The sequence below is a fragment of the Chryseobacterium sp. FW101-FHT12H09 genome, from assembly GCF_058790395.1.
Genome location: NZ_JBYTCP010000003.1, coordinates 421,195 through 446,255 on the forward strand (window position 1 = coordinate 421,195; position 25,061 = coordinate 446,255).

A 25,061-nucleotide genomic window follows, 5' to 3' on the forward strand; every position below is an offset into this window, starting at 1 on the left:
AGGATTCAGTTATATACAAATGTAGTAAACAGAATTCATTCTTAAGGAGTTTTAGTTTTTATTGAGACGCTCCATAATTAATGATGAAAAACATTTAACTCCTGTTCTGATACTTTCTTCGTCCACCTGAAAATTAGGTGCGTGATTCATCGCAATAATTCCTTTTTCAAAATTGGAACCACCAAGTAAGAAATAAACGCCGGGTGTTTTCTGTTGGAAATAAGCAAAGTCATCATTAAAAAATGGAACCTGTCCGTAATCGGGAGTGACTGCATTTTTTCCATATATATTATCAAGCGTTTTTATAGCAACTCCTGTTAATTTTTCGTCATTGATCACTGTGGGATTTTCCTGTATAAATGACAAAGAAAGCAGTTGGTCTTTATAACCGTTGTCTTCTATTATTTTCTTAACACGAGGAATGATCTCCGTCAGATGAGATTGATCTGTTTCATATAAATAAGCTTCCAGGAAGAATTGATTGTTCTTAGAACGGGTAGAAAAATGTTCATCAACAAACAGATAGTTCTTAAAAATAGTATTGGGGTTCATCAATCCAATTTTTGGATCAACCATATTTTGTATTTCCCATGGCTTACTCCCAGTAGTTGCACGAAATAAGGAACTACTGATCTTTTCCATTAATCCTTTTGCATCGTCTTTTGATAGTTCATTTTTTAACTGGATTCGTATTCTTTTCTGATAGGCAAACATCTCATTGGGTTTAACCATTATTTGTCCTACCGGTAGAGCTGACACATGCAATCCGTAGATCTCATCAGGATTTATTTTGGACAGCAATCCACTATCAACCATCGACTTGGCACCCACAAAGGTTTCTTCTTCCGGTTGAAATATAAAATACACTGTTCCCTTTATAGATTCTTTATTTTTTGAAAGGACATCAGCTATTCCCAATGCAATTGCCATATGTACATCATGGCCGCAACCGTGCTGAATACCTTTTATTTTAGATTTAAAAGCCACTGCATCAGGAAAATCGTTTGGCAATGCATCCATATCAGATCTCCACGCAATTTTTTTTCCTTTTTTACCTCCTTTTAAAATTCCCACAACACCATGACCATATACATCTGTTTCCACTTCAAGCCCCAGATCAAGTAAATATTGTTTTATGATCTTTTGAGAACGAACTTCGTGACCTGCCAATTCCGGATTTTCATGAAAGTCTCTCCTGATGGCTACCAGTTTTTTAAAGATGCGATCTGTTTCAAGCTCAATAGACTCGTGAACTAAGTGCTCTTTTGTCTGTTTTGGATTAGCAGTTTTATTTTTCAGTTTTTGAGCAGATGCAATGGTAGTAACAAGGCACATTAAACTTAAAGCAAGTTTTTTCATAGTCTATGGACGGCAATTTTAAACACTTAAAATGATCAAACAAATATACCTCAAATGATATTTGCTAAATTGTAAAAATGTAAGCCTCTTCATGAAAACAATTATGGCGCTTGATCTGTTACATTCAAGCAATTTATACCACTTTATATCACTAAGTTATGTAAAAAAGGTTTATACATTCATCAAACGTCTATATTTCTGTATCGATTTGAGTAGTAGATTGATATTATAAAAAATATATTATATAAAACATTAATAAAATATCCATAATTATATTTTTCCGCCGAAAGTCCAGAATCTATAGAATATCCTGAAATATTAATTATTACAGCAATAACTAGCAATGCTAACCAAAAAAGAATAAAGCTTACCGTGTTTCCTTTTAAGTTATCTATGGATTTTTTATCTTTTAATGAATATGAATAAATATAATTAGGCAACCAGGAAGCCACTGTAAGTAGCATAGACAGATTAAAGGATATGAAAAAAGGGAACAATGTTAATGCCAACAATGCACAAAAAAAATAAATAGCTACAAATCTATTTTTATCCTCTTTTTCACCTTCCTTATAAATAAACAATGGAATATTCATCAGTAATAGAAAAAACAACACCCAAAAATTAAAGAAAGAGGATTTTTCTACATTTTTGTTTTCTAAAAACATATACAAATTAAAGCCAGCCCATATCAGGTTGATTCCTATTTGCACAAATGCAGATCGGGTCAATGGGCTGGTTTTCTTTTTATTCTCCCGGTATTGTTGTTGAACTTTTTCAAGTTCTTGTTGCAATTTCTTGTTTTTGCTAAACATTCCTTATCTAATGATTTGCAGGCTGTCCGTCCCCTTTGGAATATACAGTAACATGTCTATAAAAGTTTTTCTATTCATCCCATTTTTGTCAATATCATCATAGCCTAATAGAGACTCACCACGATTTAACCCTTCTTTTGGTTCTAATCTAACTATTTTATTATTGGCATAAAATTTCATCACATAATTTTCTATAGGATAAACATTTTGCGAATATTTATCTGAATTAGCACGTGTTGTAGATACAGATTTTCCCTTTCTACCTTTTGTTGACTGAAATTTTGTTATCATATCTTTAGGAAAATACTCTGCCTGATACCATTCTGAGTCTGCATTTAAAAAAATTGTATTCAAATAGTCATAATCCTTTTCTTTAAAGGCTGAAACCATATTTTTATAGAAGCTTACAACTTTTAATTCTAAGTCTTTTTGATTTAATTTTGACAGGTCTTGTCCATCCTCCCATCCTTTTATAGTATAAGGTACAGAAGCTTCGAAATTCACGCTGGTTTTATATTCTGTTAACTTTGAATAATCAATGTTCTGATCACTATTCTTAAACTCTAATACCTCTTCCGGAGTTTTTATTGATCCATCCTTATTCCATGCCGTTTTTTCTACTTTCAGGATAAAGTTCTCACCATTCTCAAGAAAATTCTTTTGAGTTCCATTATTATCATATCCCGGATAAAGCTCAACCTCAATGCTTTGTTTCCCGCTTTTCAGAATAGAGGAATTAATATTTACTCTTGCCATTCCAGGAATTTTATCAAAGTTTGAATAAACAGGAACTCCATTTACCATTACCTTGAAGTTAAATATAGATTGGATATCTAATTGATAAAGCGGTTCATTGTCAAATTTCTGAACTTTTTTAGAAATATATTCTATTCTCTGTTCTGCCGTCATTGTTTTATTTTTTGATTCTTGTGCACAGCTAATAAGACTTGCTGTCAATAATAATGTTAATATAAATTTTGTCATTATCTCATTATATTATAGGTAATTTCCAACCTGTTTTCCATGTATAAGCGTCTAGTACTACTATTTTTCCATCTGCGGTATAATGTATTCCGTCTTTTTCTTTTAATGCTTTTATATCACCTGCTCCTCCATCATCAGCAACAAATCCAAGACTGATATTAGCTTCCAGTAACAATCCTTCAAATTTTACTTCAGGCTCTACATAAATACTGTGGGTGTCAGCTTTTGTAACAAACTCCAAAGCTACTCCTGTCTTTACTTCAACACTGGCTTCAATGTATGCTTTTGATTTCCAAAAAACAAAAACTTTCATACTTCCATTAGCCTGTAAATATCCTTTAATAGCAACTGAAACCTTTCCACCAAATTTACAAGGACTTCCATCATCATCTTTCATAAGTCTGGTCGTAAAATCACTGCCGGAAGCAGTGTTAATACTTCCCTTTAAAGACCCAAAAATTTCACTGCTGATAATTAGATCTAAATTAATATCAAAATTATCACCTAATGCTTCATCAAGGACATCAAGTATAGCAACAACTGCAAGAACTACAGGATGTTTAATTTTGTATAGCAGCTGATAGAGATCATATTTTGCTTCAATTCCAAATAAAGGATCTAAATTAATTGCCCCTTCTATTAAAGTACCCATTACTGGAGTTTTCAAATCTGAAGGTGCTTCAGCACACCAGCTTACAGAAAGTCCCACTTTCGGAGGCGTAAGTTCGAAACTCCAATTGCTTTTACTTTCACCTCCCCTTTTTTTAATAAGCTCCTCTAGTTTTGCTTTACGGTTACTGATTGTGGCATTACCAGAAGGGGAATTTCTGGTAGTTTCGCTATTATTTCCTTTAACAATTTTTTCAATAAGTTCCTTTAAATTTACAATCTTTTGAAGAAACTCTTTAGCTTTACCAAATTCAGAACTAAAATCGAGTGCTGCATACGGCCTGTCAAATTCACAAATCAGATTGAATTCTGCATCAAGTGTACCATGTGCTTTTTTAATAAGATTCGTAGCCTGACTTCTTACAGAATTACTTTTACGCGCCCTGTTTCTTTCCTGCGAAGCCTGTTGAATTTTTCGTTTGTTTTTTTTCTTTTTATCTTTTGGAATATTTCCTTCCTGCTGGGCATTTAGCTGCTTGATACGTTCATCGGCTTCCAGCTCTTTAAGTTTCCATGTTTCATGATATTCTTCCCTTAAATCATTGAATTTTTCACCATCATAATTATAAGCTATCTGAAGAGTCCATTTTGTATCTGGATAGACAATAATATTTAATGGGGTGCGAAATGCACACGTATTGAGATTTACGGGGTATTTTTGAGCAGCCCAGCTACTATTGGGCCAAATGGTGTTTACCAGACCAATCAAAGGACTCATTGTATTGCCCCAACTGTAATCATAGCCTATCTTTAACTTAAGCAATTCATCAGTCGGAGGCTGATATTCAAACGGATAAGAATCTTCTAATATTTTAAAGCCTGATTGTCCTTTCACTTTTTTACCGCCCGCAACCAAAGTAATCGCCTGGGTCAGGGTACTTTTATTTTCTGCTTTTTTTGTCTGTGCTTCACCTCCACTAAATAGTTCTTTGCTTTCCGCTAATCTCCATTTCCTTTTTTTTGTGGTACTATCGATCTTCAGAAGCTCTTCTATTTTTGAGATATCTATTACTTTTCCTGTATGCCTTAGCTTACCTTCATACAGACAATCTTTTGAGTTGACGTCTTTTAATTCAATGGTCAGTTCTTTTCTCATTTTATCTACTCCAGCAACAACAGGAAATATTAACTGTGTAGGATTTGGATTGTCTTTCAGTGGAAAAACCTGTATATCTACTTCCTCTTCATCCTTTTTATACTTCCCATGAATTTCTGAATAACCACAAGGTAGAAAATTAGCATAGTTCGTTTCAACATCTCCAACCAATATCACTTGATTTCCTGTAGGTTCAAGCAAAGAAACCCCAGTATGTAATTTTACTATATTAATACTATTCTTATCGCATTCCAATTCCTTTCCTGAAAAAAAGACAGAGGCTTTTAATTGAATTGAATTTTGATCAAATTTATTATTTTCATCATTTGCATAAAAACTCCAAACAGGATCAACGTAAATATTTGTTATACATTTCTGGTAATTTACACCGTCTTTTAATTCACTTTTAGTGGTGTTAAAAGATGGTTTATTCTTAGAGAGATATACTCCTACTTCTCTCGTAATTTTAGGAAATGAATTGGGTAATTTTTCCTTATTAATTTTATCCAATTCTACTTTTTCACCATCTTTCTTCCATTTTCCATCCACTTTTTCGTGCATAGGTAAATCCTCTGCCTTATAATTATTGTCAAATAATTGTATTTCTATGTCTTCCCCATATAATCCATCTGTATAAATATGTAACTGAATAGTTTCTCCATATTTTACATCTCTGGTTATTTTTTTACCATCGTTATTAATGTCATATTCTCTCCATTCATAACCAAAAACTTTTGGTTTAGTTTTTACTTTTACAAATACTCCATTTTTTGTGCTGTTCCCTGGTTTACCCTTTCCGAGAATGTAAGGTTCCAACCATGCGATCCCACCCCAATACAGACTAATAAAATTCATGGAGTGGCCTTTAACCTTACCAATACCTACAGTGGTATTATAAGAACCTTCCTGGAAATCAGGTTTATGTTTACATACACTCCAGATCCATACTAAATTATTTTGTTCGTCAACTGCCAGTTTATCCCAGTTTTCAACTTCTGCTCTTAAATATGCTTTTCCTTCCTTTGGTTCCAGAAGGACATACTTATTCGTTTCGTTATACTGATCTTTACTTTCAGGATATATTTTTATTTTAGGACTATTCATGACAATACATTTAACTGGACATAACTTTGATTATCAACAAAAAAGGGTAACATCTCAGTTAAAACTTCCTTATCTGCATTCTTCGCATTCTTCTTGGTGGCTTCAGCTGTTTGTCCATGATTAATGATCATTATACAATCAGGGCCACCAATAGGGCATGTTGCCTTACTGTCTTCCAGTAAAACTTTTCCACTATTATCCTGAAGTGTTATCTTTTCGTAGAAACCACTCCATTGGGTAACTATAACCTGACAAGGATTATTATTTAATTTTGCACAACTTCCAAAAGTGTTTTTCTCAAACGTTTTGCCAATATCCATATGTGTGGCTATCAGTTTATCACCGCCATCCTTATCATTGATATAGCGTTTACTCTGTGTCTTCACCTTAAGTTTATCCGGCGTAGTACCAAAATTACACTTGCAGGTAGCACCTTGGCAGACTAAATGTTTTTCACTCATCTTGTATTTTTTGGCATTTATTTACTATGATCTATTCTGGTCATAAAACTGAAAATCAATTATATATTCTACCTCTTTTTCAAAAGTTGATAGATATCCATTGATTGAAAATATTTCGTTGGTTTCCTGATTAAATTTATACAAAAGCTCAACTTTCCCTTTTTTTCTGTTTTTATTGAACATATCTTCTTCTTCGGTTCCGGTGATCTTTAATGCTATTCTATTCCCTCCCGTATATTCATGACTTAAAATATATTCAACTTCATATCCGACATTACGTGAAAGACCTGAAAAGTAGATATCCAAAGAATCCTTCTTTAAAAAATACGGATAACTTTGATAAACAGGCATAAAGAACAGTTTATAAAATGTATTCCTGCTAAATAAATCTTTTTTTGAATCGATGTCAGCATATGCCTGGTTTAGCTGTTCTATTATTTCGTCTGTAACTTCTGACTGGTAATATTCTTTCAGTTTTGGAAAACATTCTGTTTGCCAACGTTTAGCAATGTCTTCATTATTCAGTATACTTTTAAGTTCTCCATTCTTGTTGGTAGAAACTTGTAAAGGGTACAAAACCTGTTCAGCTTTCTCAAACAGCTGCTCAATAATTTTGTCGATTTCCTGGTTATTTATATATGTCTTTTCCTTTATCAATTCAATATACGCTTCTGTTCTTTTTACTCTGATTGTATAATGAATCTGTAAATTTTTAGGCTTAAACTTTATAATTACCCCATACACTTTATCACTCGGTTTCTCTGGAAGTTCTATTGTCGAACTTTTCAGCAACCTAACGTCCCTTACCTTATATTTTTCTGAAGGAATATAGATGTATTCAACATATTTAGGTAATGAAACAGTCAGTAATTCTAAAAGACCACAGTGTCTATTATGAAAGCCCACAAGTTCTTCAGCTGTCATATCATATTCATTAGAGAGAATTTCCAAATTAAGGATTCCCTCTGTTTTTACTTTGATATATTCTTTTACGACAGAATCTTTCATAATTCTTTAATACCCTTTGACTAACAATTATTTTGTTGCTGGTGCTGCGTATCAGCTATTTCTTTTTCTTTCTTTCTTCAAATGAAGCCTCTGTTACCTTTCGGCTGTCATGATCTGATTTCGACTCAAATCCTATTTTAAGATATTCCAATTTCTTGGTCGCAGTATAAGTTAATTCATAATACTGTAACCTTCCGTCTTTACATTCCGCTCCCGGAGCACGGTAATCACCACCAAAAGTCTCAGTCGTAGTTCCTGAATCATTTACACCATCAATATCATCATCTACATATCCGAATTTACCTGAATAAGGAAGATCTGAACGATAAGAATTAATCTCCTCAACTTTCATACCCGCTTTTACCGGAAAACCATTAAGATTAACAGCTTCTTTATATACTTTAAAGGGATAGATGTAATTTTTCTTCTTTAATTCATTTTCAGCATTAAACTTTTTTACCTGATCATCACTTATTAATGATTTTCCACCCTCCATATTTCGAGCTGCTATATTTTCTCCAGATTCAAAATCTCTTGCGTGATTTAACTGCTGAGACTTACCTTCCGGGCTATCCAGATTGAGAAAGAAAATATACACTCCGGCAACTTCTTTATTATTGTTCTGCCAATCATCTATCGCAATACCCAAATCATCCCAGACATAGGCAAGATCTGTATCCCGGCTTGGTTTTCCCAATACTTTTATCCAATCTTCAATCGGTGTTCCCAACTCTAACTTTTTCCCTTTGTAGGTTAATCCACAGGATTCTATTTTAATAGTGGCTTGGGACACATCTATAGTTTCTTTTTTCATATTTTGACATTGAAAATTTAATATTGCAAATAACAGTACTGAAAAGATGATCTTTATTTTATTTCTCATTTTATTTATTACTTACAAGGTATATTGTTGAACGACTATTGTCATAATATCGACGTACTATTACTTTATCATTAAATGGATTTTTCCACTGCATTAAATTTATCTGATCCAGATTGTTGTTATAATATTTAAAATCCATACTATTCTTACCAATTTTCAGGCGGTAATAGGCATATCCATAAGGGTAGAATGAGAAGAAAAAGTGGTTTCCAGAACTGCTATTTCCTAATACAGATGTTTCATATAACTTTAAATTAGTTTCAGTCTGGATCATCTTTTTTCCTGAAAATAAACTAAACATCTTTTTTTTACCCTCATATTGTTTTTTTAATTCATAATCATACAGACAATACTCTTTATCTTTATAGGTATACAAAATATAACCCGAATCTTCAAAACTATAACAAGATATATAATTTGAACTTATTTTTCTCCCCAGAATCTTTAATTTTATACTATCAACTCTTTTTTGTTTAATACTATCGTTGTTCTTAAAATCCACTTGTGAATTTTCTAAGCTTGTACGAATAGAATCTCCAATTTTATATCCATTTATGATTTCAATCTTTTTTATTTTGGACCAAGGAAATGAATATTTATAAACCCCATCATTATTGTACACATAAATATTTTTATTCTCGTCTACCTCAATATTATAAAAATCATTTTTTACTTGCCATATCTTTTTAAAATCTCCATTGTAAACAAAAAGAGATTTATCACTGGTTGCATAATAATATTCTGAATCATGTTTTAAATTTATAATACTGTCATTAATAGAATCCATTTTAAACTTAGAATCTGAAAGCTTAGGAAAAGAATCCTGATCAGGATGCTTATCTTTTTCCGGTATAGAATAATTACAACTAAAAAGAAATATAAGAAGAAGCAATCCTCCAATAGATCTTATAAAAGACGCTTTTCTCATTTGGTCATTTTTTCAAAATATCCCATGATTTCTTTTATCTTCTTTACCGCCTCCGTGTTCATTTCTTGTAGTTCGTGCTCTGCATGATCATAAATAGTACCATATTTTAGATCTTTTGTTATAGCAGGGTTTCTTGCTACCCAATCATTCAGATATTTATCACACCATCTTGCATTGGGAGATGATGGATGTACAAAATATGTTTTGGTGGTATAATCAGCTAAGGCAGAACCGTCCATTCCATTTTTAAACCTTGTGGTCACTTCTTTTATTGCCATCTTTGCCAGTTCTGCACTGATCTTATTCAGCGGATGAGAATAGCTGTCTTTTGCAATCTGGGAGTGAGAAGGATTAACACCATAATTGGTATTCAGATGGGACTGTGCTTCTGGAATAACCTCATCAAAAGAACCCAGCACCAAATTGAAAACAAGTTTCGGGAAAAAGGCCATGATCTGTCCGGTATACCCCATTCCTTTCTGAAGGTTTTCGGCACTACGAGCTCCTAATTTTTCAAAGAAATCCCTCGACATCCACTCTTTCTTGTCTGCATTCTGATATTCCTTTGCAAGAAAATCCTGAAATTTAAGAAATTGATTGAACCAAGATAGCCATGTAGCGAATTCTACACCAAGATAGCTGGAACTTTTCTCCGCTTTATCAGATTTCTGTCCTTTAGAAAGATCTTCCAGGACACTAATAATAAATTTCTCAGCCAGAGATCTTTGTCCCGGTACCCGTCTTTTGTATTCTTTGATTTTAGGATCAAACAAAAGGTCTCCCATTTTCGGACCGACACTGGCCATTGTATCATCAGTCAAAAAACGACCGCTGACTACTGGAATTCCAGTATACTCTTTTCCTTTATAATAAGACACCCATGGATAAGCATCAACTCCCAGTCTTCTCAAAGAGATTTCAACAAAATTGGTATGTGAGAAATAATCTTCCAAAACGTGAAGTGCCCCTCCCAAATGTCTGAAGCCTTCCGGTGTTCCTCTTTTAGAAACCGCAAGTTTAAGTTGTTCTTTTACATAGGTAACAGAAGACGGACGTTCAGGAAAGTCTTTCCAAAAGAAAGATGACATATTTCTGGTTGCATCTATTTTCCAGGACTGACCATTATCTCCGGCATAAAGTTTTTTTTCTGTACCCGTTCCATCATACATAAAAGAAATAACCTTTCCTTTATCATCTTTAGCATCAGATTCATCTGCCAGTCCAAAAGGATTATCAATATGCTCTTCCGGACGGTAAATTCCAAGAATATCTTTTGTAAGGCCTCCATATTCTTTATTAAATTTTTCTTCCAGTGTTTTATAATCGTCAGCAGGATTTTTTCCCGCATCTTTCAATGGATCAAAAACAAATTCTCTAATAGCCAGAATTTTGATCAACTGCACCCAGCCTTCATGTGAAAGCTGCATTGGGCTTACTTCTTTGATCACCTTATTTTTCTGGGCTTTAATAGCAGCATTAGTTCCTCTTACTGTAATTTTTACAATTACCTGGGAAAAATCCCTTAACCAGTTTCCAAAATAAATTTTACGAACCTGTTCTTCTGTATACAGCTCCTTTGAAACTAAAGCTTCAAATTCTATATCTCCATGAGCAAAAGCGGCATTTTTATTGTGTTTCCTGTTTCTTCCGGCACCGTAATTGGAAATATCGTCAGTAGGATCTTCATCATATTGCCTGTCTTCTTCCACATACGCCGTGACTTTGGAATGTAAGGTAGAAAAGTCTATGATAAGATCACCCTTAAAAGTAGGAAGTTCTGCCTTGGCAAAATTCAGCTGAGATTCATTAAAGATGTCAAACCTAAACAAATAATAAGCAAACTTTGCCCCTTCGTCTATCACATCTGTATCAGGAATTCCGTTGGAAGTTAGTTCTGTACGCAGAAGATTATCTATATGGTGACCATATTCTTCAACCAGCGCTGCCATTAATTCAGCTCTTTTATCATTGTCTTTCGAAGCTTCTTCTACAAACTTTTCATTAACAATTATTTTTTTCCTTTTATTACTGTATCCGGCGGGACCACCTCTCCTTCCTACCAAACCTTTAGAAACAATAATTTCAGGAGCTTTGATCTTGTTATCGCTCAGATCTCTGTAAAGCCTGCTTAATGCCTCAGCATCGATCTCATAACCGAAAATCTGGGTCATAAATAACATGAAGGTAATCTCTCCAAGCTCTTTTGCAAGACTCATCAGCTGCTCGTGAGCATAGGTACTTTCAAGTTTATATTCACTTTCCTGCACATCTATCGGAGGTGGAACAAATTTTTCCGGCTCTCCGTAAACTACTCCATTCTCTTTTCCTATCTGGATAACTTTACTTCCAATATTTTCAATGTCATCTTTAGAGTACCTTTTATAGTCCCCACCGATAACTTTGGTGATATTCCCTTTAACAATTCTTGTTCTGCTCATGGCTGTAATGATTTAAAAATTATTACCCTTCTCTGAGCTGTTATTCTTTACCGTTTTATCAGAATGCTGTTCGTTAGTACCCGTACTTTGTGTTATGATCTTACCTTCACTTACTTCATTTCTCTCTTTCTTTGTCTCACTGTGTACATCTCCATCTATAATTTCCGTAAGTTTTCCTGTAATCATCATACTTGCATCACCAACAACAGAAGTAATTTTCATCGCACCAACACTTTGTGTGTCATTCATTGTAACAGATTCGGTTTTATTCATCCCCACTATATTACTTTGATCGGCACCTACAGTAGTGCTCATATTTTGCCCTACATTAATCATGAGATTTTCTCCTGCTATAAAGGTCATATTTTTGGGAGCACTTACTGTAATATTCCCTTTGCCATCCATAAAATAGGAATTGCCACTAGGATCTTCAATAAAGATACTTCCTTCAGTATCATTAAAGATTACTTTATTACCACTTCTTGTCTGAATGGATTTAATATGATTTTCAATTCCTCCACCCAGAGCTACCTGACCATGAAACATTCCACCCATTGCGAAAGGAAAATCGGGATGATTATATTCGAAGCCTATCATAACCTGATCTCCAACTTCTGGAACTGCTACAAATCCTCTATTCTGAGTAATCTGATCAGTACCTCCTGCATCGGGGCTCATCATCCGGATAAAATGGGTCGTATTATTTTGCTGCCAATCGAAACGTACCTTGATGCGGCCTTGATTGAGAGGATCGGTATTAGAAATGACTGTTGCAATTTGAGGCACTGCATTGGGTGTTTCAAACTGAGGTTTTGGCATAAAACCGGTTCCATCGGCTATCGCTTCAAACGATCCTGTATAATATCCTCTTGCATCTACTTCGTGAATGGCTTCTGTGATCATTAATTTCGTAAAATGCGAGGTTTGGTTTGTGTCCGGCTTTCTCATTTCAATATCTGCAGTACATCCCGGATATAAAAATGGGACTGTGGTATTTCCAGAAACCGTAAAAACCTGAACAGCTGCACTTCCTGCAGCGCTTTTTTGAGATTGATCTACATCTAATGAAATATTAGCATTAATAGGAGCCGGAGTTAATGACTGACTTGTAAAAATATTATCATTCAACTGGTAAGCATTTGAAGCTAACTCGCCAAGGTGCTGAATGTTTGTAGATGTACTTAACATTTTTGTGTTGCCGATACTGTCATATCCAAAAAATTGGGGTTTGGTATGTACCGCATTCATCTCAACTTGCACATCAGTTACATTGCTTCCATAAACAAGCTTTACCGGTTTCTCTGAAGGAGGAAGATTTCCAAAGCGCAGAACATACCCATCATAATAAAACTGCTCTCCATAAGCCTCTGCAATCCTTGCCAGGTAATTATAGTGGGTTTCATTGTATTGAGCACTGTAATTGATATAACTCTTATTCCGGCTGTCTACATTAAAATCAAATTTCCCTGAAGCTGAACCTAATGTTTCTTTGATAACGTTTTCGGCAATAATCCCTGTGTTTACAGATTGATCCCCTCCGAAACTTTGTGTATGAGGGGCAGAATCCATTAGGATAGTAGGGCTTTTTCCTCTTAAAATAACATTGCCCAGACTCATCTTATCCTGGCTGAAGGCTACTTTTGTAATAAGCCCCACAAAACTTCTTTCTGGGCTCTCATTTTCGGCATCCTTATACCTAAATGTTACGGTCAAACGCTGTCCTAAGAACTTTTGACTATCCAAAAGGTTATGATTTTGTGCTTTACCTAAAGAATCATGCGCTAAAATTAACTCAAAATCATGGTGTTTTTTGGCACTCTGTTCTAGTCTGAAATGTTTAAAATGCTTGATTATATGGCCATCTATAACGATATCCAACTTGATCACACGGTTTATACCTGCGATGTTATTCTCTGAAATTCTTTCTGAGTTGGAAATACTTCTTTTCATTGGTGTTATTTCATGAAATATAGAAATATTTTACCTTTTCATCCTCTTTTAGTATATAAATTTAAAAAATTGTAGTAGAAGTACGATTTTTTTTAATGAAATCATTTGGATTTATTTGTGCTATTTTAGAAGTATTAAAACATTTTCAGATCAGATTTACGCATAGAATATTTGCCTGTTTTAATTAGTATTTTACTTTTTGGGAATTGCAAAAGTAAAGAGAAAAACCCAAATAAAGCGATTAAGTTGCATTAAGATAAAAAGAAAACAATCTGCTTATTAAATTGGTGGATATCTATAAAGCAAAAAACCTTCAAATTAATATTTGAAGGCTTTATTTTTAGCAGAGTATGAAGAATTATCAAAAATAGATTCTAAACCGCTGCAAAAATTTTTAATTTATTTTAGTCTAAGGAGAAAATATATGTAAATAAAACATCAAACAATTAAATCACAGTTCCTCCTTTCGATTGAAAATCTTTCTTAACACGCTCATATCTTTCTAAATCTATCGGCTTAGAGGCGTTCTCTATAATGCTTGATTTAAAGCCTAAATCTAAGGCATCATTAGCTGTATAATACACACAAAAATCAGCTGCCACACCACAAACTGCCACCTCTGTAACTCCTCTACCTTTAAGATAATCGGCCATGCCTGTAGATTTTTTCCTACCATTATCAAAAAAGCCACTGTAGCTATCAATTTCTTTATCCATCCCCTTTCTAAAAATAGCTTCAATAGCATTCGTTGAAAGTTCTGGAACCAATTCAGCTCCTTTTGTTCCTTGGATACAGTGCTCTGGCCAAAGCACCTGATTTAATCCGTTTAATGATATTTCTTCAAAAGGTTTTTTATCCGGATGGGAGGTAAAAAAACTTTTATGCCCTATTGGGTGCCAATCTTGCGTGGCTACTACGAGATCATATTTTGACTGTAACTCGTTAATTGTTTGTACAATTTCATCACCATGGTTAACAGCTAGTGCGCCTCCCGGTAAAAAATCATACTGTACGTCGATAATAATTAAAGCATTCATAAATAAAATGTTATTAGTTTAATGGTTGAAAGCAAATTTAACCATTTTTCCACATAGTGTGATTTTTTTTCTTATAAAGCATTATATTTTATCACAATTTATTGAATTAAATACCATTTACGCATTTAATATCAACTTACACATATAATAAAATTACTTTCAATACTATTTTCTCCCTACTATAATTTTTATCACATTAATTTCAGGCTAAAAAACAGCACTATTAGAAATCTAATAGTGCTGTTTTTTCTTGAAAATGATTATTGGTTTTTAAATCCAACAACTAATCATATTTCTTTAAACTAATATTTTTCAGCCTTTTGCTTTTTCATCTGTAAAAAACAGAAATCCTTCCTTTTTCTCAATAAGCTGTAGTGGATACAATTTAGGATTGTATTCTCCATTTAACACCTCATTCAATGCCTGTTTTTTTGACTCACCAAATGCAACGACCAGTATATTTTCAGCTTTATTGATCAATGGTGCAGTTAAAGTGATCCTGAACATTTCCTGAGGTTTCAGATAATACGCAGAGACCCATTTTTCATTTTCATCCAAAACACTTTCACCTGGAAATAAAGAGGCAGTATGCCCGTCATCTCCCATTCCTAGAAGGATAAAATCAAAAATACCTTTATCTCCAAGAACACTTCTGATCTGTTGCTCATATACTTTAGCATAATCCTCAGGAAGTATTCCGTCCTGATACATTGGAAAAATCTGATCTCTATTCACCGGAACTTTATCAAGAAGGGTTTCGAAAGTCATCCGTGCATTGCTTTTATCATCATCCAGAGGAACCCATCGCTCATCTACCCAAAAGAAGTACACCTTATTCCATTCAATTTTTTCTGCATATTCTTGCGTTGTCAACAAATTAAAAATTGCTTTAGGAGAAGAACCTCCACTTAATGCTACAACAAAACGATTGTTTTTCTGAATAGATTTTTTTGAAAGATCAACAAATGTATCAGCTGCCTTTCTATATAATTTTTCCAGATCTTCAAATATGGTAATATTCATTTTTAGTCTATTTAATTTATATTGTTACACCCAGCTGTGACCTTGTCTTTCAACCAATGCAATACTTTCTTTTGGTCCCCAACTTCCTGCTTCATAGTTTGGAAAAGATGACTCTTTATTATTTTCCCAGGCTTCCTGTATGGTTTTTACAACATCCCAGGCTTCTTCTACCTGATCAGAACGCATAAATAAAGTAAGATCACCTATAAGTGCATCCAGCAATAATGTTTCATAGGCTTCAGGAGTATCTTCCTGACAGGCCAAATTATCAAAAATCATTTCAACCGGCTTTAAAACCAATGAAAGTCCCGGTTTTTTTGCCATAAACTGCAGTCTAATATCCATCAGTGGCTGAATATTGATAATAAGTCTGTTAGCTGATAAGTGTTGAGAACTCTCTGAAAATGTGGAATGTGGGAGTGGCTTAAACTGAATGGTAATATAAGAATGCTTCTCTTTCATTTTTTTTCCGGTACGAACGTAGAAAGGAACATCCTGCCATCTTTCATTATCCAGATAGAATTTTACAGCTACAAAAGTCTCTGTATTAGAATCCCCGGCAATCCCATCTTCCTGATGATAACCTTTAGCCTCAACTCCGTTTATAACCCCTTTTCCATATTGACCTCTTACTGCATAATGATCAACCTGATCAGATGAAATCCTGCGAATCGACCTAAGGACATCCACTTTGCGATCTCGGATCTCGCCCGATTCTACTGAAGCAGGAGGCTCCATAGCAACCATACACAGAATCTGTAATAAATGATTTTGAACCATATCCCGTAATGCTCCGGTCTGCTCGTAGAAAGCTCCCCTAGTTTCAACGCCCACTTCTTCGGCAACTGTAATCTGTACCGATTCTATATATTTATGATCCCATAATGGTTCAAAAATAGAATTTCCAAATCTAAAAGCCAATATATTTTGTACCGTCTCTTTTCCCAAGTAATGATCAATACGGTAAATTTGTTCTTCTTCAAATGTTTGTGCCAAAAGACTATTGAGTTCTATCGCCGATTGTTTATCATGACCAAAAGGTTTCTCAATAATGATACGATCTTTTTTAGAATCAGAAGCTAATGAGGCATTTTTAATGTGATTGGAAATAGTGGAAACAAAATCAGGTCCGATCGATAAATAAAACAACCTGTTCCCTCTTGTTCCATAGACCATATCAAAATCCTCTAATTTCTGATACAGGTTCTTATAGGAACTCTCCTCATCCAACTGATGTTGAAAATAGGTAATATGAGCTTGGAAACCTGCCCAATCTTCTGAAGTTATTTTTTTCCGTGAAAAATTTTCAAGATTTTCTTTAATGTAATTTTTAAAATATTCGTTGGTATTATCCGCCCTTCCCAGTGCCAGGATATTAAAGCCTTTGGGCATCCTGCCATCTATATATAAATTATAAAATGCCGGGAAAAGTTTTCTTTTTGCCAAATCTCCAGTAGCACCAAAAATGATTATCGTCGTTGGTTTTAGGATTTTATTTTCGTTCATTTTTCCGAATTTTAGTTATTTGTACTTTCCCAAGAAGTATGAAAAACACCTTCTCTATCAATCCGCTGATAGGTATGTGCTCCAAAATAATCACGTTGAGCCTGGATTAGATTTACTGGCAACGATTCCGTGGTATAGGCATCAAAATAACCTAAAGCAGTCTGAATTCCTAAACTTGAAATTCCATTTGAGGCAGCAAACGCAGCTGTTTTTCGCAATGAATTAACTTTTTCTTTAACAATGATTGAGATCTCTTTATCCAATAAAATATTGGAAAGATTAGGATTCCTGATATATGCCGAATAAAACTTTTCTAACAGAACTGAACGAATAATACAGCCTCCTCTCCAAATTTTCACAACGTCCTTTAATGGAATCTCAAAATGATATTCATCAGACGCTTTTACCAATAAAGATAAACCTTGTGCATAGCTGATTAAAGTAGCCAAATAAAGGGCATCTCCCACTTCCTTGATAAATATATTGATATCCTCCGGACTTGTAATTTCTTTTTCTGAATATAACCCAGAAGCCTGAATTCTTTCATCTTTATATGCTGATAAAATTCTCGATGTAACAGCAATATCTATTGTTGGGATAGAAACACCAATTTCCATAGCTTGTTCTGAAGTCCATTTTCCAGTTCCTTTTGCTCCCGCTTTATCTAAAATCTGATCTACAAGATAATTATCCGTTAATGAATCCTTCTGTTGAAAAATATCTCGCGTGATCTCGATCAGAAATGAGTTCATATCACCATTGTTCCAGTCTCTAAAAACTTCGTATAACTGCTCATTATTTAATTTAGCTCCTCTCTTCAGTAAATCATAAGCCTCACTGATAAGCTGCATAATGGCATATTCAATTCCATTGTGTACCATTTTCACATAGTTTCCGGCAGAACCTTTTCCCATATAAGCTGTACAAGCTTCCTGATCAACTTTTGCAGAAATGGCTTCAAGCATTGGCTTAAGAAGATGGAAAGCTTCCACATCTCCACCCGGCATAATACTAGGTCCTGTTCTTGCACCTTTTTCACCTCCTGAAACTCCCATTCCCATAAAGTGCAGATTTTTTGATGCTAAATCAGCAATACGCCTGTTGGTATCTTCGAAATAAGAATTACCAGCATCAATAACGATATCCCCACTGTTTAAAAGTGGTGTAATGCTTTCCAGGACTGCATCAACTGGTTTCCCTGCAGGAACCATAAGAATGATTTTTCTTGGGGTTTCTAACGCAGATACAAAATCTTCTAGTGTTCCTGTACCTTTTACTTTCATTTCTGAAGTTGCACCTTCTTCAAGTTCTTTTACCTTCTCTTTATCAAGGTCAAATCCTGCGATTGAAAACCCATTATCAGCAATATTATAAAGAAGATTTCTCCCCATTACTCCGAGACCAACCATCCCGTAATTATATCTCTCCATTTTATTTATATTAATATGAATTCTGTTATTCCTGTTAAACAAAGAATAAATTTACGCAAATGCCTATGAGGAAAAAAATAAAAGAGCGGAAAAGTTCCCTAACTTTTTACATATAGCTAATTGATAAGCTGATAGTATGATGCTCACTTTTATAATCATACTTAAGAATAAAAAAAATCCGACTCTTGTCAGAATTTTATATAAACGCCATCTGTTCTATTAATTAGAGCGTATATATTTCTTTAAACGGTGAATAAAAGCACAATTCTTTAGTATTCTGTATCTAATAACTGAATGGGGCGTTATAATTATGAAAATAATCTATCAAAAAATGACTGCTATTTAGTACAATTAACTATATATTTGCCAAAATTTAAATTCATGAACTACAAACTTGCGCTTAATACGCAGGAGCCTAACTCTAACATTGTTTTTAATACAATTATATTTGATTCATTCAAGATTAATATAATTGAGAGGTATGCTGGATCAATGAGTTCTCATCCAAAATTATGCGAAGTTATATTTAAGGTCAGAACTTTAGATGATAATCTGATTGAAAAAAGAGATGGTAATACAAGGGTAAAAATCACAGGTAGCGATTTCGAAGCCTATCTGAAATTAACTCAAAAACTGAATTCATACGAATATAAAAACAAACTGATCAATAGAAAAGACAGCGAGCAGGATTATGTTCATTTTATTCTGGGTTTGGTAATTTCTAATTATAATCTCAATTAGTTTTACTTTTTTTGATCAAATTTGTAACCTATCCGGTAAATATCAGTTCGTCCGGGGCTTTCTGGAAGATGAGAACTGAAATACAGGTACCCAGCCTCATTAAAATTAACCGAAGGTCCAAAGGTCCAGAATTCTTCAGCATTGATTTGAGAAGGTAATGGTGTTGGGACACCAAAGCTGTTCTTATTTTTATAGGACACAAAAAGAGCTGCTTTTTTATTTTTGCCAACAAGTGAAGTAAAAATCAAAGTATGATTGTCTGGTAATAGAACGGCATCAAAATCATCTTCCGGGCCATTAACTTTAGATCCCAGATTGACCACTTTTGAAGAATTTCTTAATGGCAATTCAACCGTGAAAAGATCCTGACCACCAAAACCGCTGTGTCCATTAGAAGAAAAAAAGAGATTCTTAGCTTTAGCATCTGTTACAGGAGCCCATTCATTGCCGGAGGTATTAATTTTATCCCCCATATTTACTGGTGGATCAAAAGCATCTGTAGTTGCATTGTAACTTGCAAAATAAATATCATCGCCACCAAAACCCTCTGGGCGATTTGAAAAAAAATATACTCCCTTTCCATCTGGCGAGAAGAAAGGATCAAAATCATTAAAATCACTGTTGAATGTTGCTGGTTTGGGAGTTGTCCAGTGTCCGTCTACATAACTTGACTGCCAAATATCCATATCCTCTTTTCCTTTAATCCAGCCAATTCCTCCCCAAAGCATTTTTTTATTATCGGGGCTAAAGGACATCTTTACGTCAGCATTAGGTGTTGATACCAAAGAAGGCATAAATAATTCAGAATGATCTTTGAAGATAATTTTTTGGCTTTTTACAGGTACTGAAATAAACATCATTATGCTTAAAATACCCATGCAATATTTTGATCTATTTTCCATAGCACTCAATCTTTTTAAGATATTCATTTCCTAATGGTGAAAGTTCATAACCTACCAGATGACTTATCGTTAGACCCAGATTCTTTAGTTTTCGGATATTAAGTTTAAGCCATTCTTTTTCAAATCCCGTCAAATTTGCAATTCCAATTGCGTGAAGCTTAGGATTTTCTCTTATAGTACATAAAACAGATTTTGTCCAGAATCCATGTTTACTGAATTGATCCATGCGCTCCAGCTTTTTTGTCAGATCTGTAAATTGCTGTTCTGACAATTCCGATTGTTCTCTTAACTTAATACGTGGATCTGTGGAATGATAACTTACTTTTATTTTAAAAAGTATTCCTGTGCTGTTGTTCTTAAACGATTTTTGCAAATCCTTTTTATCAATAAAACCTGCATTTAAAGCATCTTCATCCGTTATATCATTTTCATTCACGGTTTCAATGTTATGGATTTTAACTAAGCCGATAGAAGTATGTAAAAGGCTTCCAGTCTTTACAGAAGCCTTTTGCCAGTTGCGAAAAGCCAATGTAATTTTTCCAGATTTGATACCTTGCAGATGTACTTCCTTAAACAGCATACTTCGTTAAATTTATTCCATTTCGTAGCTTAAAGCTACATTTAATCATAATTGTATTTAGTTTAAGATAAATATACTTAAATAAATTTTTAATGGATTAAACTATTTCATCCATAATAAGAGAGCATAATTTTATTGATCTAAAGCTTTTACTAATCCAAAAGTGTCTTCCAGCAAGGTATATTTTACAATCAGCCCATCAATAATCATTATTTCAGTGAAAAATAGTGATCTGAAATTCTGACCAGTTTTAATCATAATTGTTTCAAAACTTCCTGAACTAAGTACTACATTTCCATCGGTTACTATATGATCAATTTTTGCAGAAACGGGTTTTGTATTTTGCCATAAAAGCTCAAAAAACGCTCTTACCTGACTACTGGTTTTTCTGTGTCCCAACCAAGGTGCAATTGTTTCGTTACCTGGAACATACCAGTCTAGCTTTTCAGGGAACAGTTTCATTATCATTTCAATATTACGTGCTCCCAATGCTAAATAATATCTTGAAACGACATCGATTGGGGCTTGGCTTTCAATTAATTCCATTTATTTACTTTTAAATTATTATTTGCCTGCCAGATTCAATTCACTTGATCTGGCAGGTTTTAAGTTTTATTTTAGCTCTTCCAGAAGTTATCCTCCTGTGTCATATCTGCGGAAAAAATATCTACTCTTGAGATTTTATCATGCTCAACCGTATAAATATCCGTATTGTAGACATCAAGTTTTTCTCCGGAAACTTTTTCTGCTGTCCAATGTAGCTGGCATGCAACCCGGTTATCATTTATGCTAATGGAATTAAAAGCATTTAATTTTAGTGTATTACCTGTAATGGCAAACATCTTTCCTACCATTTCAAAGACTTCCTGCTGAGAATTCTTCAATCCTGAAACATCATTATTTCCAGGCTGGGACCATTTTACTTCAGGGTCTAATAAAGAACCAATCTTTTCAAGATCAAGCAGTTTAACGGCTGTCAAAAATTCTGTCACTAATTGTTTTTGTTGATTTTCCATACAATTTTTTATTTTTTGTCTGGGTCAAAGTTCGCCGCTTTACCTGAAATCTGACGTACCCCAAAACGACATTTAATGATCATTTCCCGCCAAACTTTACGCTCACCTGCCAGAATATTAATATTTTAGCATACTATAGTGATCTACCATGGAAGACCAATCTAAAAATTTCTGCTCAAAATTAATCAGCTACACAGTTCAGCGAGATATTTCTGCTGATCAGCTACTCCTTTCTTCAAACATCACTCTAAAGGAACTGACCAATTCAAAAAAGCCACTTAGCCCCAAACAAATTGATGATCTATGGATTAATGCAGTTACCATGACCAAGGATAATATGTTTGGCCTTCATCTTGGAGAATCCTTACAGTTGCAGGCTCTTGGAATAGTAGGAGAAATTATCAAAACAAGCAAAACTGTAGGTGAAGCACTGATGAATGCTACTCCACTCACCCGCTTGATCACAACGTCAGTCGAACTTAGTATTTTCAAGGATGATCATCATTTCTCTATAGCTTTTATCCCTCTCAACCCTTCTTGGCATAAGAACATTGTCGACATACAAATAGTCGATCTTTTAATGGTTTTGGTGATACATGAACTTAATGGATTATTATTTAAAAAGCTTTATCCCAGCTCCGTCAGCTTTGCCAGACCATTGGAGAATCCTGACGAATATGAGCGTGTTCTACGTTGCAAACCTCAGGACAATGCAAAAATCAACCAGATTTCATTTGATCTGTCTTATTGGGATGAAAGAATTATAACCGCCAATCACGAACATCAAAAACTTCTGCTCAGCCAATCAGGTATTTGGCAAAATAATGTTATTACCGAACCATTATTTAAAGACCGTGTGTACAATTATATACGTGCAAACTCTTATCTGAAAATGATTACCCTGGAAGATCTCGCAGGTAACTTCAACCTCAGTACACGAACTCTTCAGCGTAAATTAAAAATTGAAGAAATTAATTTTCAGCAGCTTGCTGATGAAGCGCGTAAAAACCTGGCTTTAATGTATCTTAAAAATGATTCTTTTCAAGTAACTGAAATATCCATTATGCTAGGTTATAATGAATTAAGTGCATTTATACGTGCATTCAAACGATGGACAGGAATGTCCCCTGCACATTATCAAAAAACGTTACGCCAATCACTAAAAGAAGTTTCTTCTTATTAAAAAGTATTTCAAACGTATTGACCCGAACACTATTGTTAAGTATTTAACTAACCTAACTCGCTCATCAAGCTGAGTACTTTCCGTTAACTGATTTCTGGCAAATTTCAATAAAGATGGTTAGATTAAAAAATATCCATTATAAAATAAAAATCATCCATTTCTTACGAATGATTAACAAATCATCTTTGCAACAGACAAAATTTACATATTTAAAACCTTAAAAATTCAAACAAAATGTCTGTTTCTGATCTATTTAAACCACTCACTCTGCTGCATGGTCCGGCAATGAGAAACCGTTTCATGCTGGCTCCATTAACCAGCCAGCAAAGTGATCATGATGGTACCGCATCAAAATATGACCAATTGTGGATGGAACAGCTTTCAAAAGGTGGTTATGGATTGATACAAACCAGTGCCGCTACTGTGGAGGCGGGAGCCATTGCATTTGAGCGTCAGTTGGGTATTCACAGTGACAAACATCTGCCTGGATTGATCCAAATGGCTACAGCTATTCGAGAAGGAGGTACATTATCTGCAGTACAACTCCACCATGCCGGACATCGTGCTAAACCAGAATTAGGAGGAATACCGGCTCCTGCTTCAGATAAAACATTACCGGGTGTCGCAGCTATCACCACTGAAGAGGTTGAACGAATCCGGGACAGTTTCATTGCAGCCGCAAAGCGGGCACAGCTTGCTGGGTTTGATGGGATATCAGTTCATGGTGCTTTCGGATGGATTCTTTCTGAATTTTTATCTCCCAATCTGAATGACCGCAAGGATCGATATGGAGGTAGCGTAGAAAACAGAGCCCGCTTCACCATGGAAGTCATAGAAGGTATTCGCAAAGCTTGTGGCCCTGATTTTCAGATAGGCTGGAGATTATCGATTGAACGATATGGTCTTCGTCTGGAGGAATTGCGTGAAATTACTGCAGAGATCTTTAATCGTGAGTCGATTGATTATCTTGACCTTGCATTATGGGATTCGACTCAGATTGTTCGGGATGGAACCTATCAAGGAAAAACGATACTCAGTGTTTTCACAGAACTTTCTCGAAAAAACGTTCGTTTAGGAGCAGCCGGCAAGATAATGAGTGCTCAGCGAGCCGGAGAATTACTTGATGAAGGCTGTGATTTCGTATTGATAGCAAGGGCAGGTATTCTCCAACGGGATTTCCCTCTTCAGGTACAGGCCAACCCTGTCTACGACAGCCCAAAGCTTCCTGTACCAGCAGAATACCTTCGTCAAGGAGGCCTAAGTGAGCGGTTTATCGATACCATGCGAGGATGGCAGACCTTTGTATCTCCAGGTTCTAAATAAATACATCCATTTACTTAATTCTTAAATCAATAAAGTGAACCTTTTAGGGTTCGCTTTATTTTTTTAGTGTATCTGTGCTGAATTAATAACAAATTAAATAATGCAAAAAATCTCCATTATAAAGTAAAAATCATCCATTCCTTAAAACCTGTTATTACTACATCTTTGCAGTGTTAATAAATTTTTTATGAAAAAAACAGCAATTATTATTCTTTCTGATCCAAAGGCTGGTTCAGAAGAAGCAATGGGAAGAGTGTTCAATGCATTAGCATCTGCATATGAATTTAAAACTGCAGGTGAAGATGTAAAGATCATTTTTCAGGGTACGGGTATAAGATGGCCTGAGCAGCTTGAAAAGCCTGAGCATCCGATAAATGGACTTTATAAGGAAGTAAAGGATTATGTTCATGGCCTTTCTAAAGGGTGTGTTGCGGTATTTGGTACAGAAGTTTCAGGTTATGATTTATTGAATGAAAATGAAGTTCCGGGAACTCCTGGTCTGCCAAGTTTACTTAATCTCAGAAACGACGATTACCATATTTTAATTTTTTAATCAGCTTTACAATTGCCCTCCTGGTAAATCAGAGGGCAATTTTTAATCTTAGATCATACATATCGATTATATGTA

22 protein-coding genes are annotated in these 25,061 nt (G+C 34.6%); 4 read left to right on the forward strand and 18 right to left on the reverse strand.

Going from position 1 to position 25,061, the window contains the following annotated elements; genetic code table 11:
• Positions 1 to 51 precede the first annotated feature (51 nt).
• The 14 genes from AC3WRL_RS12660 to gnd form a co-directional block, all read right to left on the reverse strand.
• Positions 52 to 1,359 (reverse strand): M20 metallopeptidase family protein, encoded by a 1,308-nt coding sequence (locus AC3WRL_RS12660; protein WP_492330427.1) that lies wholly within the window; start codon positions 1,357 to 1,359, stop codon positions 52 to 54.
• A gap of 182 nt (positions 1,360 to 1,541) precedes the next feature.
• Positions 1,542 to 2,150, reverse strand: coding sequence for a hypothetical protein (locus AC3WRL_RS12665; protein WP_492330428.1), 609 nt, complete (start codon positions 2,148 to 2,150; stop codon positions 1,542 to 1,544).
• 24 nt (positions 2,151 to 2,174) lie between these two features.
• Positions 2,175 to 3,155, reverse strand: coding sequence for a hypothetical protein (locus tag AC3WRL_RS12670; protein ID WP_492330429.1), 981 nt, complete (start codon positions 3,153 to 3,155; stop codon positions 2,175 to 2,177).
• Positions 3,156 to 3,162: 7 nt separating this feature from the next.
• Entirely contained in the window at positions 3,163 to 6,024 is a 2,862-nt protein-coding gene (locus tag AC3WRL_RS12675) for a hypothetical protein (protein ID WP_214831418.1), read from the reverse strand.
• Entirely contained in the window at positions 6,021 to 6,485 is a 465-nt protein-coding gene (locus AC3WRL_RS12680; RefSeq protein WP_214831419.1) for a DUF4280 domain-containing protein, read from the reverse strand. Before AC3WRL_RS12680 ends, AC3WRL_RS12675 begins: the two co-directional genes overlap by 4 nt.
• Before the next feature lie 24 nt (positions 6,486 to 6,509).
• Positions 6,510 to 7,493: a hypothetical protein gene (locus AC3WRL_RS12685; RefSeq protein ID WP_214831420.1), complete on the reverse strand. Its 984-nt coding sequence runs from the start codon at positions 7,491 to 7,493 to the stop codon at positions 6,510 to 6,512.
• Between the two features lie 55 nt (positions 7,494 to 7,548).
• The gene (locus AC3WRL_RS12690; protein ID WP_261512540.1) at positions 7,549 to 8,307 is read right to left on the reverse strand and encodes a DUF7738 domain-containing protein; all 759 of its coding nucleotides are present in this window, start codon (positions 8,305 to 8,307) and stop codon (positions 7,549 to 7,551) included.
• 70 nt (positions 8,308 to 8,377) lie between these two features.
• Positions 8,378 to 9,304 (reverse strand): hypothetical protein, encoded by a 927-nt coding sequence (locus tag AC3WRL_RS12695; RefSeq protein WP_214831422.1) that lies wholly within the window; start codon positions 9,302 to 9,304, stop codon positions 8,378 to 8,380.
• Complete coding sequence (locus tag AC3WRL_RS12700; RefSeq protein ID WP_261512542.1) at positions 9,301 to 11,742, reverse strand: Het-C domain-containing protein; 2,442 nt, start codon at positions 11,740 to 11,742, stop codon at positions 9,301 to 9,303. The genes AC3WRL_RS12695 and AC3WRL_RS12700 overlap by 4 nt, the downstream gene beginning before the upstream one ends.
• Positions 11,743 to 11,754: 12 nt before the next feature.
• Positions 11,755 to 13,692 carry a type VI secretion system Vgr family protein gene (locus AC3WRL_RS12705; RefSeq protein WP_214831424.1) on the reverse strand — a complete coding sequence of 646 codons (1,938 nt, stop codon included), beginning with the start codon at positions 13,690 to 13,692 and terminating at the stop codon, positions 11,755 to 11,757.
• Positions 13,693 to 14,138: 446 nt separating this feature from the next.
• Positions 14,139 to 14,729: a bifunctional nicotinamidase/pyrazinamidase gene (gene pncA / locus AC3WRL_RS12710; RefSeq protein ID WP_214831425.1), complete on the reverse strand. Its 591-nt coding sequence runs from the start codon at positions 14,727 to 14,729 to the stop codon at positions 14,139 to 14,141.
• Between the two features lie 312 nt (positions 14,730 to 15,041).
• Entirely contained in the window at positions 15,042 to 15,752 is a 711-nt protein-coding gene (gene pgl / locus AC3WRL_RS12715; RefSeq protein ID WP_214831426.1) for a 6-phosphogluconolactonase, read from the reverse strand.
• A 24-nt stretch (positions 15,753 to 15,776) separates the two neighbouring features.
• Complete coding sequence (gene zwf, locus AC3WRL_RS12720; RefSeq protein ID WP_261512546.1) at positions 15,777 to 17,258, reverse strand: glucose-6-phosphate dehydrogenase; 1,482 nt, start codon at positions 17,256 to 17,258, stop codon at positions 15,777 to 15,779.
• Between the two features lie 11 nt (positions 17,259 to 17,269).
• Complete coding sequence (gnd, locus tag AC3WRL_RS12725; protein WP_492330430.1) at positions 17,270 to 18,688, reverse strand: NADP-dependent phosphogluconate dehydrogenase; 1,419 nt, start codon at positions 18,686 to 18,688, stop codon at positions 17,270 to 17,272.
• A 381-nt stretch (positions 18,689 to 19,069) separates the two neighbouring features.
• Between gnd and AC3WRL_RS12730 the strand changes: the two genes are divergently transcribed.
• Entirely contained in the window at positions 19,070 to 19,429 is a 360-nt protein-coding gene (locus AC3WRL_RS12730; protein ID WP_214831429.1) for a prevent-host-death protein, read from the forward strand.
• Positions 19,430 to 19,431: 2 nt separating this feature from the next.
• Here AC3WRL_RS12730 and AC3WRL_RS12735 read toward each other — a convergent pair whose 3' ends face one another.
• The 4 genes from AC3WRL_RS12735 to AC3WRL_RS12750 all read right to left on the reverse strand — a co-directional run bounded on the left by AC3WRL_RS12735 (position 19,432) and on the right by AC3WRL_RS12750 (position 21,927).
• A complete protein-coding gene (locus AC3WRL_RS12735) occupies positions 19,432 to 20,331 on the reverse strand; it encodes a TolB family protein (protein WP_492330431.1) in 900 nt (299 codons plus the stop codon).
• Entirely contained in the window at positions 20,321 to 20,911 is a 591-nt protein-coding gene (locus AC3WRL_RS12740; RefSeq protein WP_492330432.1) for an ASCH domain-containing protein, read from the reverse strand. Before AC3WRL_RS12740 ends, AC3WRL_RS12735 begins: the two co-directional genes overlap by 11 nt.
• Positions 20,912 to 21,043: 132 nt before the next feature.
• On the reverse strand, positions 21,044 to 21,457 hold the full coding sequence (locus AC3WRL_RS12745) for a nuclear transport factor 2 family protein (protein ID WP_214831432.1): 414 nt from the start codon (positions 21,455 to 21,457) through the stop codon (positions 21,044 to 21,046).
• A gap of 71 nt (positions 21,458 to 21,528) precedes the next feature.
• Complete coding sequence (locus tag AC3WRL_RS12750) at positions 21,529 to 21,927, reverse strand: nuclear transport factor 2 family protein (RefSeq protein ID WP_261512550.1); 399 nt, start codon at positions 21,925 to 21,927, stop codon at positions 21,529 to 21,531.
• 148 nt (positions 21,928 to 22,075) lie between these two features.
• On the opposite strand from AC3WRL_RS12750, the gene AC3WRL_RS12755 reads away from it, so the two are divergent.
• The 3 genes from AC3WRL_RS12755 (at position 22,076) to AC3WRL_RS12765 (ending at position 24,986) form a co-directional block, all read left to right on the forward strand.
• Positions 22,076 to 23,110 carry an AraC family transcriptional regulator gene (locus AC3WRL_RS12755; RefSeq protein WP_492330433.1) on the forward strand — a complete coding sequence of 345 codons (1,035 nt, stop codon included), beginning with the start codon at positions 22,076 to 22,078 and terminating at the stop codon, positions 23,108 to 23,110.
• Between the two features lie 234 nt (positions 23,111 to 23,344).
• Positions 23,345 to 24,433, forward strand: coding sequence for an NADH:flavin oxidoreductase (locus AC3WRL_RS12760; protein WP_492330434.1), 1,089 nt, complete (start codon positions 23,345 to 23,347; stop codon positions 24,431 to 24,433).
• A 187-nt stretch (positions 24,434 to 24,620) separates the two neighbouring features.
• Positions 24,621 to 24,986: a DsrE family protein gene (locus AC3WRL_RS12765; protein WP_492330435.1), complete on the forward strand. Its 366-nt coding sequence runs from the start codon at positions 24,621 to 24,623 to the stop codon at positions 24,984 to 24,986.
• Positions 24,987 to 25,061 lie beyond the last annotated feature (75 nt).

Coding starts and splice junctions, on each gene's coding strand:
- AC3WRL_RS12690 (WP_261512540.1), bottom strand. CDS start 8,307: ATGAAAAAAGAAACTATAGATGTGTCCCAAGCCACTATTAAAATAGAA.
- pncA (WP_214831425.1), bottom strand. CDS start 14,729: ATGAATGCTTTAATTATTATCGACGTACAGTATGATTTTTTACCGGGA.
- AC3WRL_RS12700 (WP_261512542.1), bottom strand. CDS start 11,742: ATGAGCAGAACAAGAATTGTTAAAGGGAATATCACCAAAGTTATCGGT.
- AC3WRL_RS12730 (WP_214831429.1), top strand. CDS start 19,070: ATGAACTACAAACTTGCGCTTAATACGCAGGAGCCTAACTCTAACATT.
- AC3WRL_RS12685 (WP_214831420.1), bottom strand. CDS start 7,493: ATGAAAGATTCTGTCGTAAAAGAATATATCAAAGTAAAAACAGAGGGA.
- AC3WRL_RS12755 (WP_492330433.1), top strand. CDS start 22,076: ATGGAAGACCAATCTAAAAATTTCTGCTCAAAATTAATCAGCTACACA.
- AC3WRL_RS12705 (WP_214831424.1), bottom strand. CDS start 13,692: ATGAAAAGAAGTATTTCCAACTCAGAAAGAATTTCAGAGAATAACATC.
- AC3WRL_RS12735 (WP_492330431.1), bottom strand. CDS start 20,331: ATGGAAAATAGATCAAAATATTGCATGGGTATTTTAAGCATAATGATG.
- AC3WRL_RS12750 (WP_261512550.1), bottom strand. CDS start 21,927: ATGGAAAATCAACAAAAACAATTAGTGACAGAATTTTTGACAGCCGTT.
- pgl (WP_214831426.1), bottom strand. CDS start 15,752: ATGAATATTACCATATTTGAAGATCTGGAAAAATTATATAGAAAGGCA.
- AC3WRL_RS12740 (WP_492330432.1), bottom strand. CDS start 20,911: ATGCTGTTTAAGGAAGTACATCTGCAAGGTATCAAATCTGGAAAAATT.
- zwf (WP_261512546.1), bottom strand. CDS start 17,258: ATGAACGAAAATAAAATCCTAAAACCAACGACGATAATCATTTTTGGT.
- AC3WRL_RS12670 (WP_492330429.1), bottom strand. CDS start 3,155: ATGACAAAATTTATATTAACATTATTATTGACAGCAAGTCTTATTAGC.
- AC3WRL_RS12660 (WP_492330427.1), bottom strand. CDS start 1,359: ATGAAAAAACTTGCTTTAAGTTTAATGTGCCTTGTTACTACCATTGCA.
- AC3WRL_RS12765 (WP_492330435.1), top strand. CDS start 24,621: ATGAAAAAAACAGCAATTATTATTCTTTCTGATCCAAAGGCTGGTTCA.
- AC3WRL_RS12680 (WP_214831419.1), bottom strand. CDS start 6,485: ATGAGTGAAAAACATTTAGTCTGCCAAGGTGCTACCTGCAAGTGTAAT.
- AC3WRL_RS12760 (WP_492330434.1), top strand. CDS start 23,345: ATGTCTGTTTCTGATCTATTTAAACCACTCACTCTGCTGCATGGTCCG.
- AC3WRL_RS12675 (WP_214831418.1), bottom strand. CDS start 6,024: ATGAATAGTCCTAAAATAAAAATATATCCTGAAAGTAAAGATCAGTAT.
- AC3WRL_RS12745 (WP_214831432.1), bottom strand. CDS start 21,457: ATGGAATTAATTGAAAGCCAAGCCCCAATCGATGTCGTTTCAAGATAT.
- AC3WRL_RS12695 (WP_214831422.1), bottom strand. CDS start 9,304: ATGAGAAAAGCGTCTTTTATAAGATCTATTGGAGGATTGCTTCTTCTT.
- gnd (WP_492330430.1), bottom strand. CDS start 18,688: ATGGAGAGATATAATTACGGGATGGTTGGTCTCGGAGTAATGGGGAGA.